The organism is Novosphingobium guangzhouense (assembly GCF_002896965.1).
GTDB classification, from domain to species: domain Bacteria; phylum Pseudomonadota; class Alphaproteobacteria; order Sphingomonadales; family Sphingomonadaceae; genus Novosphingobium; species Novosphingobium guangzhouense.
This window is the reverse complement of the sequence record NZ_LYMM01000069.1, coordinates 1-19,079: the sequence shown is the minus strand read 5'-3', so window position 1 is coordinate 19,079 and position 19,079 is coordinate 1. Positions and strand designations below refer to the sequence as shown.

Annotated in this window: 17 protein-coding genes, 1 tRNA gene and 1 riboswitch; of the genes, 15 read left to right on the top strand and 3 right to left on the bottom strand. The window is 66.8% G+C overall.

What is annotated here, in order from left to right; translation table 11 throughout:
• Positions 1–405: 405 nt before the first annotated feature.
• From A8V01_RS22425 to mdoH, 4 genes are all read left to right on the top strand, one after another.
• Positions 406–1,416 carry a TolC family protein gene (locus A8V01_RS22425; protein WP_103098497.1) on the top strand — a complete coding sequence of 337 codons (1,011 nt, stop codon included), beginning with the start codon at positions 406–408 and terminating at the stop codon, positions 1,414–1,416.
• Positions 1,409–2,593: an efflux RND transporter periplasmic adaptor subunit gene (locus tag A8V01_RS22420; protein WP_103098494.1), complete on the top strand. Its 1,185-nt coding sequence runs from the start codon at positions 1,409–1,411 to the stop codon at positions 2,591–2,593. The genes A8V01_RS22425 and A8V01_RS22420 overlap by 8 nt, the downstream gene beginning before the upstream one ends.
• A 110-nt stretch (positions 2,594–2,703) precedes the next feature.
• Positions 2,704–4,194, top strand: coding sequence for an OpgD/OpgG family glucan biosynthesis protein (locus A8V01_RS22415; protein WP_103098493.1), 1,491 nt, complete (start codon positions 2,704–2,706; stop codon positions 4,192–4,194).
• 25 nt (positions 4,195–4,219) lie between these two features.
• Positions 4,220–6,040 carry a glucans biosynthesis glucosyltransferase MdoH gene (mdoH, locus tag A8V01_RS22410; protein ID WP_245892776.1) on the top strand — a complete coding sequence of 607 codons (1,821 nt, stop codon included), beginning with the start codon at positions 4,220–4,222 and terminating at the stop codon, positions 6,038–6,040.
• Here the strand turns inward: mdoH and A8V01_RS22405 are convergent.
• Entirely contained in the window at positions 6,019–7,338 is a 1,320-nt protein-coding gene (locus A8V01_RS22405) for a cobyrinic acid a,c-diamide synthase CobB (RefSeq protein ID WP_103098491.1), read from the bottom strand. The genes mdoH and A8V01_RS22405 overlap by 22 nt on opposite strands.
• 73 nt (positions 7,339–7,411) lie before the next feature.
• A riboswitch (cobalamin riboswitch) is annotated at positions 7,412–7,604 on the top strand.
• Between the two features lie 174 nt (positions 7,605–7,778).
• Between A8V01_RS22405 and A8V01_RS22400 the strand changes: the two genes are divergently transcribed.
• The 9 genes from A8V01_RS22400 to cobU all read left to right on the top strand — a co-directional run bounded on the left by A8V01_RS22400 (position 7,779) and on the right by cobU (position 16,449).
• Positions 7,779–9,752 (top strand): TonB-dependent receptor plug domain-containing protein, encoded by a 1,974-nt coding sequence (locus A8V01_RS22400; protein ID WP_103098496.1) that lies wholly within the window; start codon positions 7,779–7,781, stop codon positions 9,750–9,752.
• 82 nt (positions 9,753–9,834) lie between these two features.
• Positions 9,835–10,242 carry a DUF1636 domain-containing protein gene (locus tag A8V01_RS22395; RefSeq protein ID WP_103098495.1) on the top strand — a complete coding sequence of 136 codons (408 nt, stop codon included), beginning with the start codon at positions 9,835–9,837 and terminating at the stop codon, positions 10,240–10,242.
• Positions 10,239–11,267, top strand: coding sequence for a nicotinate-nucleotide--dimethylbenzimidazole phosphoribosyltransferase (gene cobT, locus A8V01_RS22390; protein ID WP_103098490.1), 1,029 nt, complete (start codon positions 10,239–10,241; stop codon positions 11,265–11,267). Before A8V01_RS22395 ends, cobT begins: the two co-directional genes overlap by 4 nt.
• Positions 11,264–11,854 carry a histidine phosphatase family protein gene (locus tag A8V01_RS22385; protein WP_103098489.1) on the top strand — a complete coding sequence of 197 codons (591 nt, stop codon included), beginning with the start codon at positions 11,264–11,266 and terminating at the stop codon, positions 11,852–11,854. The genes cobT and A8V01_RS22385 overlap by 4 nt, the downstream gene beginning before the upstream one ends.
• Positions 11,855–11,867: 13 nt before the next feature.
• On the top strand, positions 11,868–12,578 hold the full coding sequence (locus A8V01_RS22380) for an adenosylcobinamide-GDP ribazoletransferase (RefSeq protein ID WP_103098488.1): 711 nt from the start codon (positions 11,868–11,870) through the stop codon (positions 12,576–12,578).
• Positions 12,575–13,558: a threonine-phosphate decarboxylase gene (locus tag A8V01_RS22375; RefSeq protein ID WP_103098487.1), complete on the top strand. Its 984-nt coding sequence runs from the start codon at positions 12,575–12,577 to the stop codon at positions 13,556–13,558. Before A8V01_RS22380 ends, A8V01_RS22375 begins: the two co-directional genes overlap by 4 nt.
• Positions 13,551–14,486 (top strand): adenosylcobinamide-phosphate synthase CbiB, encoded by a 936-nt coding sequence (cbiB, locus tag A8V01_RS22370; protein ID WP_103098486.1) that lies wholly within the window; start codon positions 13,551–13,553, stop codon positions 14,484–14,486. Before A8V01_RS22375 ends, cbiB begins: the two co-directional genes overlap by 8 nt.
• Entirely contained in the window at positions 14,474–15,943 is a 1,470-nt protein-coding gene (locus A8V01_RS22365) for a cobyric acid synthase (RefSeq protein WP_103098485.1), read from the top strand. The genes cbiB and A8V01_RS22365 overlap by 13 nt, the downstream gene beginning before the upstream one ends.
• Complete coding sequence (gene cobU, locus A8V01_RS22360; protein WP_103098484.1) at positions 15,943–16,449, top strand: bifunctional adenosylcobinamide kinase/adenosylcobinamide-phosphate guanylyltransferase; 507 nt, start codon at positions 15,943–15,945, stop codon at positions 16,447–16,449. Before A8V01_RS22365 ends, cobU begins: the two co-directional genes overlap by 1 nt.
• A 12-nt stretch (positions 16,450–16,461) precedes the next feature.
• On the opposite strand, the gene A8V01_RS28775 is transcribed toward cobU, so the two are convergent.
• Together A8V01_RS28775 and A8V01_RS22355 are read right to left on the bottom strand one after the other, a co-directional pair.
• Positions 16,462–16,626 carry a ribosome modulation factor gene (locus A8V01_RS28775; protein WP_170066032.1) on the bottom strand — a complete coding sequence of 55 codons (165 nt, stop codon included), beginning with the start codon at positions 16,624–16,626 and terminating at the stop codon, positions 16,462–16,464.
• Between the two features lie 233 nt (positions 16,627–16,859).
• Positions 16,860–16,936 (bottom strand) — tRNA-Arg (locus A8V01_RS22355).
• A gap of 102 nt (positions 16,937–17,038) precedes the next feature.
• Here A8V01_RS22355 and A8V01_RS22350 point away from each other — a divergent pair.
• Together A8V01_RS22350 and A8V01_RS22345 are read left to right on the top strand one after the other, a co-directional pair.
• Positions 17,039–17,539 carry an MmcB family DNA repair protein gene (locus A8V01_RS22350; RefSeq protein ID WP_103098483.1) on the top strand — a complete coding sequence of 167 codons (501 nt, stop codon included), beginning with the start codon at positions 17,039–17,041 and terminating at the stop codon, positions 17,537–17,539.
• Between the two features lie 261 nt (positions 17,540–17,800).
• Positions 17,801–19,079, top strand: a 1,279-nt coding sequence (locus A8V01_RS22345) for a DEAD/DEAH box helicase (protein ID WP_103098482.1), incomplete at its 3' end; no start/stop codon positions are given.

Below are 19,079 nucleotides of genomic sequence, written 5' to 3'. Positions count from 1 at the left end.
CTTTAACCTCGGAGAGCATGGTGCCCGTCAGTGAATGGCGACCGCTGCAGAAGCGTGCTTCGCTGCGGTGAAGCGGCCTCTAAGACCCACCCGCGATTCGGTCAAACAATAAATTCAAAAAATCGTCATTTTGTTCAAAAATCCACGTTTTGCGCCATTTTCGCGCAAGCTCCCCTCGTCACACGCCAACCATCCCCCCGCACAACGCCGATTCCTACGCCACTTGTGGTGATCCAGCGCATGTGATGCCGAGTGTTGAGCAGATATAACGCAGACCGACTGCCACTTCTTGGGCATTGCTGCGTTCGCTATCGCAGCATGATTGCTTCGCGAGGCTCAGGTGCTATCGGAATGTACGTGTCGAAAATGTTGAAATCACGTGCGCGGCCAGGCGCTGCGGCGCTTATGACCTTTCTGCTTGCATGCTCCGGCTGTGCGAGCACCACGAGCAATGTTGCGAGCGCACCGCCTCCCGAAGCTGCTTCAGGGGCGAGCGTCGCGGCCGAAACCCCCGCCTGGTGGCGTGAGATGGGCGACCCGGTTCTGGCAACCCTTGTGCAGCAGGGGCTCGACACCAGCCCGGAAGTCATCTGTCGTATCGCGGCGCTGCGCCAGTACGATTACCAGACGGAACATGATGCAAAACAGATCGGGGCAAGACTGGGACGTTTGCTTGGGGACAAGAGCGTCAATAGCGATCCGCAGATCAGGACCGAGAAGGTCGATCGCGTATCATCGCGACGAGAGCAGCTGGCCCGCCGGATCGCTCTTGCCTATGTCGAAGTAAGGCGCTTGCAGCAGGACGTAGCACTGCGCGGCACTTTACGTGCGCAATACAAGGACAATGCCGAGGTCGCGCAGTTCCGTCGTGAAGCAGGGCTGGTGCCGGCCATAGATGGGTCGCTGGCGCGCTCGCAGGACGAGACGGCACAAGGCGAGCTGGGGTTCGCACAGGGGCGGCTCGATCAGGCCATGGCCGAACTGGCACGCCTTGTTGGAGATGAGCCCACAGCCCTGTCCTCCAAGCTTGGCTCCTCGGGGGCGATCCCCGATCCGGCAGTCGATCCGCTTGCCACTGCGGCGCCTGACGATGCGCGCAGGTCCGTGCTTGCCGATGCCGTGCTTCGCGAGGCGCGGTTGAATCAGGCACTTGGCGACGCCCGTCGGACCGTTCGCGACGCCCGCATCGCCTATCGGGAAGGTGCCGGCGATTTCTCTACGCTCTATGTCGCCGAAGCCGCCGCACTCTCCGTCGAACTGGCGCTTGTCGATGCGAGGGCGGGCCGCGTGGCCGCAACACTTGATCTTTGGGCAGGCCAGAATGCGGCATGGGCACGCGAAGGGCTTGCGCCCGTTGTCGCGCCCGATCCATCCGCCAATGGCCCCACTATTACGGTAACTGCCGGCTGTGACTGAACACGATACGCATTCCCCGCTCGACGCCCTGCTCGGCGCGGCGCCCCGGCGAGTGTTCCGACACTGGCTGAGCCTGCTGGTGCTGGCGCTTGCCGCCCTTGGCGCGCTCGCTTTCTTCGTGCGCTTCGTGAGCGGCGATGATTCGCCCTATTATTCCGCCCCTATCGAACGCGGAAACCTGACGCCGCTGATCTCGGAGCGCGGACAGATTCGCGGGGCCGGGGAGGTTACGGTCTTCTCCGCATTACCCGGCCGAGTCAGCTGGGTTTCCGGCAAGAGCGACGGCGAGGTGAAGCAGGGTGAACTGCTGGCCGTGATCGATGCAGGAGAAGTCGAGGGCGCCGTCGAAGTAGGCCAATCGCGGCTGACATCCGCGCAGGCCGCACTTGATGCCGCGCAAGTCGACGCCATGGATACGGCATCGCGGCTTGCCCGCTTCGAAGGTGTATGGCGCCGATCGGGCGGGCGGGCACCGTCGCTGAATGAGATCGAGCGCGCGCGCGCGGAGGCCCGCAAGGCGACGCTTGCCGTGGAAGCTGCGAAGGCAGAAGCGACGGCCGCGCAAGTCCAGCTGAAAGAAGACGAAGGCCGCAAGGCCGGCGCCGAAGTGCGCGCGCCCTTTTCTGGCCTGATGACCATGCGCCACGCCCAGCCGGGGCAGATGATCGGGGACCACCAGCCGCTCTTCACAATAGCGCAAGGTATCCAGCCGCTCACGGTTGAGGTGCCGCTCGACACACGCCGCGCAGAGCCGATCAAAGCCGGAACGCTGGCCAACATCCGCCTCGACGCGGTGCCCGATGCACTGCAATCGGCGACGCTTACCCTGCTTCGGGTGTCCCCGCCGCCGCAGTCTGCGCCGCCGCTGGCCGTGTTCACCATCGAGAAGCCCGGCCCGCAGGTGCGGCCCGGCATGAAGGCGACAGTGGAGATCGAACTGCCCGAGCGGCAGAACGTCCTGCTCGTCCCCAACGCCGCGCTTGAATTCGAACCCGGCGCGCGGGGGCCCCACCGGCGCGAGAGGATCTTCGTGCTGGATGGCGGCGAGCCCCGTCGGGTATACGTGACGGTCGGCGCCAGCGACGGCAAGCGCACGGAAGTCTTCGCGAATGGCCTGAAGCCCGGCGACCATGCGATCATCGGTTGGCGGGACGCGACGGCCGGAGGCGGCAAGTAAGGCCCGTGAAAGGTTCCGGTTGAAACAATTGCCGCGTCCATGCGTATGGGCATTTGACGCGAAATCCGCAGGCAACAAGGGCAAGCAGCATTCTTAACGACGACGCGAAGATGTCGCGCCGCACGGCCATGGGGCTGATGGCGGCGCTTGCAGCGGCCGGGGCACTCCCGGACGGCGTGAAGGCTGCGACCGGCGGACGCCTTGGGGCGCCTGAACCGTTTTCATGGGATCGACTGGTTTCGCAGGCGCGCGCGCTCGCCCGACAGCCTTATGTCGCGATCCCGGAATCCACCCGCGCCGCTGCCGACTACGACGCGGCCGGAAAGCTGACTTACGGCGACGCTCCGATGGTGGCGGGAAATGTGCGGCTGTTCCCCGCCGTGCGCGGCACAGCGCCCAAGCCTGTGACGATCTCCGTCGTCGAAGGCGGGCAAGCCCGCGCCATCGTCGATACCAGCGACCTTTTCGTGGGAGGGCACAACACCGACGCCGTGGGCTTTCGCGTCATGGACGCCACCGGCCGCAGCGACTGGCTGGCGTATCAGGGGGCTAGCTACTTCCGGTCCTCCGGCAATCGTGACCAGTACGGACTTTCCGCCCGCGCCATTGCCATCGACACCGGGCTTCCTACCGGGGAAGAGTTCCCGGACTTCACCCATTTCTGGATCGAGCAGACCGGCGCCGATAGCCTGCGCATTCATGCCCTGCTTGACGGGCCAAGCCTTGCGGGGGCCTATGCCTTCGACTGCCGCAAGACGGCCGATGGCGTGACTCAGGACGTTACCGCCGCCCTGTTCCTGCGCAAGGACGTCAGGCAGTTGGGCCTCGCCGCCGCGTCCAGCATGTTCTGGTATGATCAGGCCAGCCCTGCTCGCGCGCGGGGGGACTGGCGGCCCGAGATCCACGACTCGGACGGGCTGGCGATCTGGGCAGGTAATGGCGAACGTGTCTGGCGGCCGCTGGAAAACCCCTCCACAGCGCGCCTTCATGCCCTGCGCGCGGATTCGCCCAAGGGCTTTGGTCTGCTGCAGCGCGACCAGCTGTTCGATCATTATCAGGATGACGGCGTGTTCTACGACCGTCGCCCCTCACTTTGGGTAGAGCCCAAGGGAGACTGGGGGCCGGGCGCGGTGGGCCTTTACGAAATGCCGACCGACAGCGAAACGCTGGACAATATCGCGCTGTTCTGGCGGTCCGACCGCGCCGCAAAGGCAGGGCAGCGCCGCGACGTTGCCTATCGGTTGACCTGGACGTCGAAAGATCCGAGCGCCGATAGCGCGGCCCGTTGCGTCGATCTTTACGAAGGGCCCGGCGGCAGCCCCGGTTCCCCCCCACTGCAGGGGGTGCGCAAGTTCGTGTTCGACTTCTCCGGCCCATCCCTTGCCGGGCTTGACCGCGATAGCGGAGTGACCGCCGACACCGATCTGCCCAAGGCGGCGATAGTCTCGGCCGTCGCCTACCCGGTTGCGCGTTCGGAAGGGCTGTGGCGGGCGATGATCGACGTGCGCTCTGCCGCCGTGTCCCAACCCCAGTTCCGCCTTTTCCTTCGGCGCGGTGATTCCGCGCTCAGCGAAACCGTAATCAAGGCCCTAGAATCGTGAGTGCGACAACGTGAATGCGACGCCGATGAACCATTCGCCGATGCTTCCGGCCGAATCGCCCATGGCGATGCCGATCCAGAACCTGTGGGGCAATCCGCCCGGCGCGCGTGAAGTGCTGACCGCACCGCACGGCATGCTGGTCAAACGCCTGCTCCTGCTTGCCCTCACCGCCGTGATCGGCCTCGCCGCATCCAGCACGGTGCGCATGGAACTGTCGCGCGACGGGCTCGATTGGGTCGAAATAGCGCTTCTGGTGTTCTTCGTACCGCTGTTCTGCTGGATTTCGTTCGGCTTCGTGACCGCGACGATGGGCTTCCTCAAGCTCATCACCGGGGAGCATCCGGGCTTCACCGCGCTGCCCAGCCCGGCATCCAGCCTGCGTCACAAGACTGCGGTGCTGATGCCGGTGTACAACGAAGGCGTCGAGGAAGTCTTCGCCCGCGTGCGCGCCATGGCCTATTCCATCGCGGAGGCCGGCGGCGCACCATGGATCGATTTCTTCATTCTCAGCGATTCCAACCCCTTCCACGGCAAGCGTGAAGAGGCCGCCTGGCACGAACTGGCCGATCACGCCCCGATCAAGATCTACTACCGCCGCCGCGAAAAGAACATCGCGCGCAAGCCCGGCAACATCGCCGAATGGGTAAAGCGCTTTGGCGGCGCCTATGAGAACATGCTGGTCCTCGACGCAGATTCCATGATGAGCGGCGAAACGATCGTCGGCATGGCCTCGATCATGGAGGAGCGTCCTTCGATCGGCCTGCTCCAGACGGTGCCGATGATCACCAACGCGCGCACCCTGTTCCAGCGCTGGATGCAGTTCGCAAGCGAGGCCTACGGGCCCATCGCCAGCGCCGGCCTGCTGTGGTGGTCGGGCTCGGAAGCGAACTTCTGGGGCCATAACGCCATCGTGCGCACGCGTGCCTTCGCGGAGGCCTGCGGGCTTCCCGAACTGCCCGGCAAGGCCCCTTTCGGCGGTCACATCCTCAGTCATGACATGCTCGAATCCGCCCTGCTGCGCCGCCGTGGCTGGGCTGTCCACATGGTCATGATCGGCGGTTCCTATGAAGAATTTCCGCCCACCATCATCGACATGGCGATCCGCGACCGCCGCTGGATGCAGGGCAACTTGCAGCACCTCCAGCTGCTCGGTGCATCCGGCCTTCACTGGGCCAGCCGCCTGCACCTTCTGATCGGCGCCTCGGCCTATCTCACTTCGCCGGGCTGGCTGCTGCTGATCCTGACGATGATCGGGCAGGTCGCGACCCACGGCGACGGTGGCTTCGTCACCCTTGCCCCGCCCAGCGTGCTGGCGCTGACGGTGATGCTGCTGTTCGGCCCGAAGATCATGGGCCTGATCTGGATGCTTGCGGACGGCGAACGTCGCCGCAGCTTCGGCGGAGCAACCGCAGTCATTCGCTCCGTAGCGCTGGAAACGGTGCTGGCGATGCTGCTGGCGCCCATCACCATGGTCACGCAGACGAAGGCGCTGCTGGGCCTCCTGCTGGGCATTTCGGCGGGCTGGAACACCCAGACCCGTGATGCCCGGCGGATCACCGTGCGCGAAGTGCTGCCTGACTTGCGTGAACACCTGCTGCTGGGTGCGGCGCTGACGGCAACCGCGTTCCTCGACACCACGACCGCGATCTGGCTTTCGCCGATTATCGTCGGCCTCTTCCTTTCTCCCTGGCTCATCAGCCTGTCGTCGAGCGAGAACCTTGGCCAGAAGGCAGAGGCGGCGAAGTTCTTCCGCGTGCCCGAACCCGGCATCGTCGAGGCCAAGGACGAACTGCGCAAGGAACCGAACGGCCCCGCTGCAGACGGTCAATCGCTGGTCGAGGCCTGACCGAATATCCGTGCCATCGCCGCCGGAGCGGACGGGAAATAGCCGTGCATGTAGCTCGCCGTGAGTGAACCCACTCGATAGAGCGCCTCGCCTTCCCGTCCATCCGGCGTAAAGGCGCGCGCCGCCGGCGATATGGCGGTTTCCAGCCGCGAATAGTGGAAGGTGTGCCCACGCAGGGTTACCCCCGGCAAATCGATCCGCTGCATGCCAAGCGCCGCGAAGCGTGGTTGCATCACCGCCCGGCCATCAAACAACCCCAGCAGATCGGCGCATTGGCCCTGCCGGTCCTCCAGCGATGCACCGGCGTAGAGCATGCCCCCGCATTCCGCCAGGATCGGCTTACCCGCCGCGTGATGGGCCCGGATCGCATCAAGGATCGCACCGTTGTCGGCCAGCGCGCGCAGGTGCAGCTCGGGGTAGCCTCCCGGTAGCCACAGCGCATCGCAGGCGGGCAGGTTCCGGTCTCGCAACGGGGAAAAGAACTCTATCCTTGCGCCTGCATTTTCCAGCCATTTCAGGTTGGCGCGATAAATGAAAGCGAACGCCTCGTCGCGAGCGATGGCGATGGTACGGCCTTTCAGGTTGGCCGGCTCCTCCGGAGCTTCACAGCGGGCAAAGCTGACGGGCGGCGGAAGGTAAAGCGCCGCGTCGGGCAGCATATCGGCGGCGTTGTCCAGCCGCGCGTCGAGGTCTGACACCTCCCCCGCCTGCACCAGACCAAGGTGGCGTTCAGGCAGTGAAACGCCGGATTCGCGCGGAAATGCGCCCAGCCAGCGCACCTCCGGGCCCACACCCTGCTCCAGCAGTTGCGCATGCCGGGCGCTGCCAACGCGGTTGGCGATAACGGCGCGAACCTCCAGCCCCTGTCGGTAGGTGGAAAGGCCGTGGACGAGGGCGCCAAAGGTCTGCGCCATGGACGATCCGTCGACCACCGCCATAACCGGCAGGCCGAACCGGGTGGCGAGGTCGGCGGCGCTGGGATCACCGTCGAACAGGCCCATTGCCCCTTCGACGAGGATCAGGTCAGCTTCGCATGCGGCTTCATGCAACAGGGCGCGGCACTGGGCTTCCCCACACATGAACAGGTCAAGCTGGTGGACCGGTCCGCCGCTGGCGACTTCCAGCACCATAGGGTCCAGGAAGTCCGGTCCAACCTTGAAAACACGCACTTTTCTGCCCGCATTACGGTGCCTGCGGGCAAGCGCGGCGGTGACCAGCGTCTTTCCTTGCCCGGAGGACGGGGCGCTGATCAGGAACGCCGGGCATGTGGCGGCATCGTCTTGGCGGCAAGTGTCCATCGTCCCTGGCACCTATGGATTTGCGCAGGCCTGCGCAAGCATTGGCCTCTTGCACCGCGCCCCGGCGCACGATACTTGCCGCGCCGCGACAGGTTCCCCCGCGAGGGGATTGAAAGGGAACGTGGGTGTAATGCCCCGGCTGCCCCTGCAACTGTAAGCGGAGAGCCGTTCGGCCATACGCCATTGGGGATGTAAATCCCTGAGAAGGCGGCCGAAACTGGCGACGACCCGTGAGCCAGGAGACCTGCCCGTCGCCGTCGTTCTTCGACCGGACAGGGTGTGCCGGGCGAACGGGGGAAGCCATTCCTCGCGCAACGACAGCCATCGCTTCGGCAGCCTGAGGGGGCTTGCGGAAGGCGTCGCGCTGCCCGGCTGCGCCCGCTGTCCGAAAATTCCTTCACCAGCCGCCAAGGCACTGCCGCCTGCACGAAGGAATGCAATTGAAACAGTATCTTAATTCCACCGCAGCCACAGTCGCGCTGCTCTTTTCGGCCTCTCCGGCGCTGGCCGACACAACCGCACCTAACGCTACCACAACGGCACCAAGCGACACCCAGCGTGACACACAGCAGGCCGACAACATCCTTGTAAGCGCACTGCGTACCCCCATCGCTGTAGAGCGCGTCTCCGCCACCGTCACCGTGCTTGACGAGCCCGCGATCGTCGCCCTGCAACCCATCGCGCTGACCGATGCCTTGCTGCGCACGCCGGGCGTAAGCATGTCACGCAATGGCGGCTACGGCACCACGACGTCGCTGCGCATCCGCGGTGCCGATGCGGGCGAGACGGTCATGGTGATCGATGGCATGCGCCTGTCCGACCCCTCGGCCACGGCAGGGGGCTATGGCTTTTCCAACCTGCTGCTTGACGATGTCGACCGCATCGAGATCCTGCGCGGGCCGCAATCGATCCTGTGGGGCAGCGATGCGACCGGCGGCGTCGTCAACGTGCGCACCCGCCGCCCGACCGAGCCGCTGGAAGGCAGCTTCGCGATCGAGGCGGGCAGCCATGACACCGTATCCGCCCGCGCCGGGGTGGGCGGCACATCCGACCTGATCGACTGGCGCCTTTCCGCATCGCGCTTTACCACCGACGGCATTTCCGCCCGTTCCAGCGGGACAGAGGACGACGGCTTCCAGCGAAGCGCCGCCAGCGGCACCGTAACGGTGCGCGTGGCCCCCGGCGTCAGCCTTGACCTGCGCGGCTACTGGGCGGACGGCACGAACGATTTCGACGGCACTTCGGGCGACACCCTTGCCTATGGCAAGACCACGGAATGGTCGGGCTATGCGGGCGTCAATTTCGCCCTGCTGGACGGCAAGCTGGTGACCCGCGTGGCTGTGCTGCAGAACGTCACCGATCGCGAAAACTTCGACCCCACCCGATCGATCCGCACGATCACCTTCGATGCACACGGCCGTCTGCGCCGTTACGAATATCAGGGCACTTACACCTTCAGCGACGCGGTCCAGGCCGTGTTCGGGGCCGAGCGCGAGGAGCAGCGGATGACCACCGCATCGCCCTCAAACTCAGCCGCGCCCTATACGCTGACGCCCTATTCGGTGGACATGGACAGCCTCTATGCCGAACTGCGCCTCAGCCCGGTCCGGGGCCTGACCCTGGACGGCGGGGCGCGTTACGATCACCAGTCGCGCTTCGGCGGCCAGACCGTGTGGAGCGCAGGCGCGGCCTATACCCCCAACGATGGCGCCACCGTCCTTCGCGCCAGCTATGACGAGGGTTTCAAGGCGCCCTCGCTCTACCAGATGTACAGCACTTACGGCACCGCCGGGCTCGCTGCGCAGAAGGCGAAGGGCTGGGAAGTGGGCGCGGAGCAGAACTTCGGCGAGGCGCTGCGCCTTTCCGCCACGTGGTTCCAGCGCGATACGGACAACCTGATCGACTTCGCCTATTGCCCGACGAGTGGCACGCTGCCCGCCGCCTGCTATATCCCCGGCACCGAAACCAGCCGCTTCGGCTATTACGCCAACGTGAAGACCGCGAAGGCGAGCGGGCTTGAACTTGCCGCATCGGCAAAGCTGGGCGTGCTGTTCGCGCAGGGCAACTACAGCTGGACCCGCGCCGAAGATCGCACCGAAGGCGCCTCCACTTACGGCCGCCAGCTGCAGCGCGTGCCGCGCCACATGGCCAATGCCGAAGCGGGCATCGATCTGCCGCAGGGGCTTCGCGCAAGCGTGGCTGCGCGCTATTCGGGCAAGACCTTCAATGCCGCCACCGGCTCCGCGAAGCTTGACGACTACTGGCTGATCGATCTTCGCGCGCAAGTGCGGATCATGGAGAACCTCTTGCTGCAAGGCCGCGTCGAGAATCTTACCGACAAGACTTACGAAACGGCGGCGGGCTATTCCGCGCTGGGACGGACGGTCTACATCGGCGTACGCAGCCGGTTCTGATGCCACTACGGCCCACCTCTCCTGCCATGCTGCACGTGTGGATGCAGGAGGCGGTGGGCCTGATCACGAAGGTGACACCATCATGCTGACCCCCGTTCCCCCCGGCCCCTCGGTGGTCGTATGCAACACCTGCCGCCACAGCGCCGACATGCGCGATGACGATAGCGGCCAGCGCGGCGGCGCCTTGCTCGAAGCCGCGATGCGCAACGTGCAGGCCGCCGCCCCCGAACTGCAGGGCGTGCAGATTCAGGCCATGCCCTGCCTGTTCGCCTGCAGCCGCCACTGCACCGTCCACATCCGCGCGCCCGGCAAGGTCGGCTATGTGCTGGGTGATTTCACGCCGGATGAGGACGCCGCCCGCGCTATCCTCGAATATGCGGCCCGCCATGCCGAGAGCGAGCATGGCCGCGTCCCCTTCAAGGAATGGCCGCAAGGCGTGAAGGGCCACTTCATCACCCGCACACCCCCGGAAGGCTACGTCTGCACATGACCCGTTTCGCCGATCCCGCCGCATTCGCAGCCGCCCTTGCCGCCCTGCCCGCAGCCGACGAAGCCAGCCGCACCGCCGCACTGAACCGGCAGGCCCGGCTGACCAAGCCGACCGGCGCGCTTGGGCGGCTGGAAGAGATCGCGGTCTTCATGGCCGGCTGGCAGCAATGCGAAAGGCCAACGGCGGACCCGGTGCAGGCGGTTGTCTTCGCGGGCAACCACGGCGTCACCGCGCAGGGCGTCAGCGCCTATCCACCCGAAGTCACCGGGCAGATGGTCGCCAACTTTCAGGCGGGCGGCGCTGCGATCAATGCCCTGACCGCGGCGTGCGGCGCCCGGCTTTCCGTTGTGGCGCTCGACCTTGACCGGCCGACCGGCGACATCACCCGTGAAGCGGCGATGAGTGTGGAGGACTGCCTCGATGCCCTGAACCGGGGCGCGGCCGCGCTTGATGGCGATACCCGGCTGCTGCTGGTTGGCGAAATGGGCATCGGCAACACCACGCCTGCTGCCGCGCTTTGCGCCGCCGTTCTGGGCGGCCCCGCTGAAGACTGGATAGGACGCGGCACCGGGATCGACGACCATGGCCTGTCGCGCAAGGCGGCGGCAGTAGAGGCTGCCGTCGCGCTGCATTCCGGGGCGGCCACCGATGCCTTCGAAACGCTGCGCCTGCTTGGCGGGCGCGAGATCGCGGCGATGGCGGGCGCGATCCTTGCCGCGCGGCTGGCGCGGGTGCCGGTGCTGCTGGACGGGTTCATCGCCTCTGCCGCGATCCTGCCGCTGCAGCGCGAAAGTCCGCGCTTTACCGATCACTGCATCGCCGCGCACTGTTCGGCAGAAGCGGGTCATGCCCGGCTGTTGAACGCGCTGGAACTGGAGCCGCTGTTGCACCTTGGCCTGCGGCTGGGCGAAGGGACCGGCGCGGCGCTTGCCGTCCCGATCGTGCGCGGCGCACTGGCCACCCACAACGGCATGGCCACATTCGATGAAGCGGCCGTCAGCAACAGGGGTTCTGCCACAGCATGACCGGCATAGCGGTCCACCTGATGCGCCACGGCGCGCCGCGACGGCAGGGACTGCTGCTGGGCCACCGGGACGAGCCTGCGCTGGCTGCCTCCAGCGCCTTGTGCGTCGCCCGCGCGCAGGGCCTTGCCTTCGATCGGGTGGTGTCGTCCGACTTGTGCCGCACGCTCGTCCCCGCTGCCGAGATCGCGGCGGCGCGTGGGCTGAAGCACGCCGTCGATACGGACTGGCGCGAACTCGATTTCGGGGACTGGACCGGGCGCACCCCGGACGAGGTCGATCCGGATCAGTACGCCCGGTTCTGGGACGATCCCGACCTGAACGCACCACCCAACGGCGAACGCTGGAGCACCCTGCGCGAACGCGTCTGGCGCGCGCTTGGGCGCCTGCGCGAACCTTCGCTGGTCATCACCCACGGCGGCACCATGCGCGCGGCGATCGCGGTACTGTTCCACATGGAACATACGCAGGTCTGGGCCTTCGACCTGCCTTACGGCAGCGTCCTCTCCTTGCGCATCTGGCCGCAGCCGGTCGGTGTGGGGGATGCGGGCCATGTCGCGGCGGCGCAGATCACCGGATTGACGTCGTGAAAGGGAGGGCGCCGTGAAAGGGCTGATCCTTGCGCTGCAATTCCTCACCCGGCTGCCGCTGCCGCCGGTAAAGGCCGACGCGGGGGACTTTGCGCGGGCGATGCGCTGGTTCCCGGTGGCCGGGCTGGTGGTGGGGGCAGCCGTGGCGCTGCCCTGGTGGGCTCTCGCTGCGCGCGATCCCTGGCTGGGCGCGCTCGCCGGACTGGTTGGCTGGGTGGCGATCACCGGCGCGCTGCATCTTGATGGGCTGGGCGACGTGGCCGATGGCGCGGGCGCGGCCCATGGCGACCGTGCGCGCCTGTCCGCCGTCATGGCCGACCCGCATGTCGGCAGTTTCGCCGTCGTCGCCATCGCCCTGCAGCTGTTCGCCAAGCTGGTGCTGCTTCACGCCCTGCTTCCCGCGCAACTGCCTGCGCTGGTGCTGGTTCCGGTGCTGGCCCGCATCGCCCCGATCGGCTGGACGCGGTTCCTGCCCCCGCTGCACACCGGCCTCGGCTCGCGTTTTCGTGAAGGGGTCGGCCGCCTGCACCTGATCGCCTGGAGCATCGCCGCGATCCTTGCCGCCGCGCTGTTCGCGCCCGCGCTGCTGGCGCTGTTCCTTGCCGCTCCCCTATGGGGCTGGTGGCTGCGCGCGAAGCTGGGCGGCATATCGGGCGATGGCCACGGCGCAGGGATAGAGCTGGTGGAGACCGCACTGCTGCTTGCGCTGGTGCTGCTGCCATGACCCCGGACCTGCTTCACCACGGCGGCCGCCTTGCCGAAGCCGCGCGCCTTTACGGCGGCGAACCGGCGCAATGGCTGGACCTGTCCACCGGACTCAACCCCGCGCCGTGGAGCCCGCCACAGGATCTGCACGTCGACTGGCACGCCCTGCCCGATCCCGAAGCGCTGAGCGCCCTTGAACACGCCGCCGCGCATCATTTCGGCGCCGACCCGCGCCACGTCTGCGCCGTCCCCGGCAGCGAGACCGCACTGCGCCTGCTTGCGGACATGCTGGCCCTGCCCGGCCGCGCACTGGTCCCCGCCTACCGCACCCATGCCGAGGGTTTCGCCCGGTCCCGCACCATCGCCTTCGCCGCGCCGACCGAAGGGGCAGAGGCGGTGGTCCTTGCCAATCCCAACAACCCCGACGGCCTGCTGCGTGGGTGCGAAGCGGTGATCAACTGGCACGACATGATCGCGGCCGAGGGCGGCTGGCTGATAGTCGACGAGGCTTTCGCCGATTGCCACCCGCAAACCAGCGTCGCCGCCCATGTCGCAGAGGGGCGCCGTCTGATCGTGCTGCGATCGTTCGGCAAGTTCTTCGGACTGGCGGGGCTGCGACTGGGCTTCGTGATCGCGCCGCCGTACCTGCTGCGCCGCCTGCGGGCGCTTATCGGCAGCTGGCCGCTCCACACGGCCGCGCTCGAACTGGGCCGCGCCGCTTATACAGACACCGCATGGATAGAGCGCACCCGCGCCGAACTGCCCCTGCGCGCCGCCGCGCTCGACGCCGTGTTGCAGCGCCACGGCCTTGCGCCGCAAGGGGTCTGTTCGCTGTTCCGCTACCTTTCGGGCGTGGACGCGGCCAAGCTTTTCGAGCGACTGGCCGGTGCCCGAATCCTGACCCGTCCCTTCGCGCAGCGCCCCGACACGCTGCGCCTTGGCGTACCCGCCGCCCCCGCCGCGCTGGAGCGACTGGACCGGGCCTTGGCCCATGATTGAGCCGATCGCCGCCGCCGCGCTGGCGATAGAGGGCGCGGTTGGCTGGCCCGCGCGGCTCCATGCGATCACCGGCCATCCTGTCGGCCTGTTCGCCCGCCTGATCCGCACCTGCGAGCGCCACCTGAACCGCTCTGACCGCTCCCCCGCGCAGCGCCGCATGGCCGGGGCAATCGCCACCGGACTGCTCGTTATCGTGACCGGCGGCGTCACCTTCGCCATCGAAGCTACAGTCCGCGCCACGGCGGGATCATGGGCCTGGCCGATCCTTGCCCTGCTGGCCTGGCCCGCGATCGCCGCGCGCAGCCTTGACGATCACGTCCGCCCGATCCGCAACGCGCTGCTCGATGGCGACCTGCCCGAAGCGCGGCGCACCGTGGGGATGATCGTGGGCCGCGATACTCAGCGGCTGGATGCGCCCGCCACCGCCCGCGCCGCCATCGAAAGCCTTGCCGAAAGCTTCTGCGACGGCGTCGTCGCGCCACTGTTCTGGCTGCTGGTGCTGGGCCTTCCCGGCGCGTGGATGCTCAAGGCGATCAACACCGCCGACAGCATGATCGGCCACCGCGAGGAACCCTACGGACCATATGGCTGGGCCGCCGCCCGGCTTGACGATCTGGTCATGCTGATCCCGGCGCGCCTTGCCGGTGTGCTGCTGTGCCTTGCCGCTTCGGGAGGCTGGCGCATCATGGCCCGCGATCATGCCCGCCACGCCTCCCCCAACGCGGGCTGGCCCGAAGCGGCGATGGCGGGCGCTCTGGGGGTGCGCCTTGCCGGACCGATCGCCTACGACGGCGTGCTTGCCGACAAGCCGTGGATCGGCGACGGCGCCGATGCGGCACCGCGCCACCTTTCAAGCGCGCTCTCCATCTATCGCCGCGCCTGCCTTATTCTGGGAATCATCGCTATGGGGGCCGCATGGCTGGTCTGATGTTGCAGGGAACCGGGTCCGACGTGGGCAAGTCGGTACTGGTCGCAGGGCTGTGCCGCGCCGCTGCCAACCGTGGCCTTCGCGTGTTGCCGTTCAAGCCGCAGAACATGTCCAACAACGCCGCGGTCACCCCCGAGGGCGGAGAAATCGGCCGCGCGCAGGCGTTGCAGGCCGTTGCCGCGCGCGCGCCGCTGCATGTCGATATGAACCCGGTACTGCTGAAGCCCCAGGCCGACCGGACATCGCAGCTGATCGTCCACGGCAAGGTGCGCGGCACGCTGGGCGCATCCAACTTCCGCGAGGCGCGCCGACCGCTGCTGGGCGAAGTGCTGGAAAGCTACCACCGGCTTGAGGCGCGCTGCGACCTTGTCATCGTCGAGGGCGCCGGCTCCCCGGCCGAGATCAACCTGCGCAGCGGCGACATCGCCAACATGGGCTTTGCCCGCGCTGCCGGAGTGCCGGTGGTGCTGGCGGGCGATATCGACCGGGGCGGCGTGATCGCCGCCGTCGTCGGCACCCGCACAGTCATCGATCCCGAAGATGCGGCGATGATCCACGGCTTCATCATCAACAAGTTCCGGGGCGATCCCGCGCTGTTCACCGACGGTTATCAGGCGATAGAGCGCCTTTCCGGCTGGCGCGGCTTCGGCGTGCTGCCCTGGGAGCCCGCCGTGGCGCAACTGCCCAGCGAAGACGCGGTGATCCTTGAGCGCGGGCTGGGTGCAAGGCCGGGCAAGCTGCTGGTCGCCTGCCCGATCCTGCCACGCATCGCCAATTTCGACGATCTGGATCCGCTGCGGCAGGAAAGCAGGGTGGAAGTCGCCATGATTGCGCCGGGTACGCCGATCCCGGCAGAGGCGGGGCTGATCGTCCTGCCCGGCTCCAAGGCGACCATCGCCGACATGGCATTCCTGCGCGCGCAGGGCTGGGACATCGACGTGCTCGCCCATCACCGGCGCGGTGGTGCCGTGCTGGGCATCTGCGGCGGCTATCAGATGCTGGGCCGCACCATCGCCGACCCGCTGGGCATCGAAGGGCCGCCGGGTGAAGTCGCTGGCCTTGGCCTGCTTGATGTGACGACCGTGCTGGCTGACCGCAAGACACTGCAGCAGGTGGAGGGCAATGCGATGGGCGCCGGGTTCACCGGATACGAAATGCACATGGGCGTGACCGGGGGGCCGGATGCGGCCCGCCCCTTCGCGCAGCTTTCCAGCGGCCGCGCGGACGGCGCGATCGGGCGGGACGGGCGCACTTTCGGCACCTACTGCCACGGCCTGTTCACCCGGCCGGGCCTGCGTGGCGCACTGCTTGAACGGATCGGCGCGCATTCTGACGGGTTCGACAATGACGCCCGTGTCGATGCCGCGCTCGACACGTTGGCAGACGCGATGGAGCGGCATCTGGATATCGACGGGTTGCTGGCACTCAGCGCCCTCAAACCCGGAGTAACAGGATGATGAGCAGCCTTCTGGTGCTGGGCGGCGCGCGTTCGGGCAAGAGCCGCCACGCGCAGGCACGGATCGAGGAAGTCCCCGGCCGCCTGTGCTATATCGCCACCGGGCAGGCCTTCGATGCCGAAATGACCGATCGCATCGTGCGTCATCGGGAGGATCGCGGCCCGCGCTGGACTACGCTGGAAGAACCGCAGGACCTTGCCGCCGCTATCGCCAAAGCCGCGCGCGATGCGGACGCGATTCTGGTAGATTGCCTGACGCTGTGGGTGTCGAACCTGATGCTGGCCGACATGTCGCTGGACGGTCCGGCTGCGGCGCTGTGCGAAGCGATTCGCCGTTGCCCGATCCCGCTCGCCCTAGTCTCAAACGAAGTGGGCCTGGGTATCGTGCCTGAAAATGCCCTCGCCCGGCGCTTTCGGGACGAGGCGGGACGTCTTAATCAGACGGTCGCCGCGATGGTCGACGAAGTGCAGTTCGTCGCCGCAGGATTGCCGCTCAGGCTGAAGTAGCCGAGCGCGCGATCAGTTGGGGCGCACTTGCCGCCGATCGCCTGAAAAGGGATCATGAAGATAGCCCGCCTCCCACGCGGCGCGTTGCTGCGGACTTGCATAAGGGTTGCTGGAAATCGGAATACCGGCCTGTGCGGCCTTGATGCCCCAGAAATGGGCGCGCTGTACATTCGACAATGTGTGGGCTCACGACTTGCTGATACTATCTCAACGAACGTTTCCCGGCAGCAACCCGATCCATGTGTTAATATACGTTAACGGTGGACAGGACCTCAGCTGCGGTGAGCCGGTTATCTCTTAACGATGCTGGATGACGCGGCTTGCGGTGTTCGCCAAAGCACCCACCGGCACATTGCAACCCCGGTCTTCCGTGCGACCTGCCCGCAGGCGATCCAAAACCAGTGATTGTATGGTGCACCCGACAGGATTCGAACCTGTGGCCTCTGCCTTCGGAGGGCAGCGCTCTATCCAGCTGAGCTACGGGTGCAGTGCCAGCGCGGTTAGCAGACGGCGACAGGGGTTTCCAGCGCCAAATTCCATCAAAGTGCGAAGCCTTGCAAGTTCACTTTATGTTCTTATTATACTTCACATGATCGATGCCGATTCGTTGCCCTCTTCACGCGCTGCAGTCTCGCAGACCGCAGCTGACGTCGCACGGGGGATTTCCCGTCTGTTTGCGCGTAATGGCGTCTGGTGCATGCCGGAAATGCCGCTGCGCTGCGGGCGGCGGGCCGATCTTATGGGCATCGACGCCAAGGGGCATATCGTGATCGTGGAGATCAAGGTGGGCCGCGCAGACCTTCTGGGCGATGGCAAATGGACCGACTATCTGGACTATTGCGACCGGTTCTACTGGGGCCTGTCACCGCTGCTTGACCGCACCCCGCTGGAGGGCGAGGCGTTCCTCCCCGATAGCTGCGGGGTAATCGTGGCCGATGGCTATGACGCGGAAATCCTGCGGCCCGCGCCGCTGCGACAGCTTGCCGCCGCGCGGCGCAAGGTCGAGACAGAGCGGCTGGCCCGCGCGTCGCTTCGCCGGCTTGTGACCCTTGGCGACCCGCATACGCTGCAATGGGGCGCAGAGGGCTAGGCCACGATCCGCGGTTATCCGCAATTTTCTTGCGCTTTGCCGTAACTCACATTAAGTAGCGCCCCAGCAACCGGCGCGCGGGGCCCACCCCGCCGCAATCCGAGAGCAGCGTGAGGTCGCGGCACCATGCCAAGACCGGCCCGGACTTGCGGTTGCAATCACCAAGCTTCCTTCCTCACGCAGGGTCGCCACGAACGACACCTTGCCGTGCGCGCGCCTTTCTCAAAAGCCATGCGCGCCCCGCACTTTTGAAAGTGACGCATGTCCTATTTCTCCGAACTTGGCCTCGCCGAGCCGATTCTCCGTGCTCTGACCGCCAAGGGCTATACCGATCCCTCGCCGATCCAGCGCAAGGCGATCCCCTCGCTGCTCGAAGGCCGTGACCTTCTGGGCATCGCGCAGACCGGCACCGGCAAGACCGCCGCGTTTTCGCTGCCTTCGCTGCACCGCCTCGCCAACGATCCCAAGCCGCGCCAAAACGCTGGCTGCCGCATGCTGGTGCTTTCGCCCACGCGTGAACTTGCCGCGCAGATCGCAGAGAACATGCGCGGTTACGCGAAGTTCCTGAACCTTACCGTGCAGTGCGTGTTCGGCGGCGTGCCCGCCGGCAAGCAGGCGCGTGCGCTTGAGCGTGGCACCGACATCCTCGTCGCCACCCCCGGCCGCCTGCTCGACCTTATCGACCAGCGCGCGTTGACGCTCCGGCATGTGGAAATCTTCGTTCTCGACGAAGCCGACCAGATGATGGACCTGGGCTTCATCGTGCCGCTCAAGCGCGTCGCCGCACTGCTGCCCAAATCGCGCCAGAGCCTGTTCTTCTCGGCGACCATGCCGCAGGCGATCGCAGACCTTGGCCGCCAGTTCATCAACGATCCGGTAAAGGTCGAAGTCGCCCCGCAGTCGACCACTGCCGAGCGCGTCGAACAGTACGCCACGCACATCAACCAGGCTGAAAAGCAGGCTCTGCTGACGATCAGCCTGCGCGCGGGCCTTGCCCCTGACGCCGCCGAAAACGCCACCCACGGCGCCATCGACCGCGCTCTGGTGTTCACCCGCACCAAGCACGGCGCCGACCGCGTGGTGCGCCACCTCGTCGCCGCCGGTATCCCGGCCGCCGCGATCCACGGCAACAAGAGTCAGGCCCAGCGCACCGCCGCGCTTGGCGGCTTCCGCCAGGGCACCGTGCGCATCCTCGTCGCCACCGACATCGCCGCGCGCGGCATCGACGTTTCAGGCGTTTCGCACGTTTATAACTTCGAGATTCCGAACGTCGCCGAACAGTACGTCCACCGCATCGGTCGCACCGCACGCGCAGGCGCGGACGGCGTGGCGATCAGCTACATCGCGCCGGACGAAAAGCCCTACATCCGCGATATCGAGCGCCTGACCCGCGTGAAGCTGGAGCCCCTGCCGCTCCCCGAAAACTTCATGCAGCTGGCCGCCCGCCTGCCTGCCCCTTCGCGCAAGGTGGAGCAGCCGCAGGGCGAGCGTCGCCAGGGCGGCGGCGGACAGCGCGGCGGTAACGGCGGCGGCCGTGGCG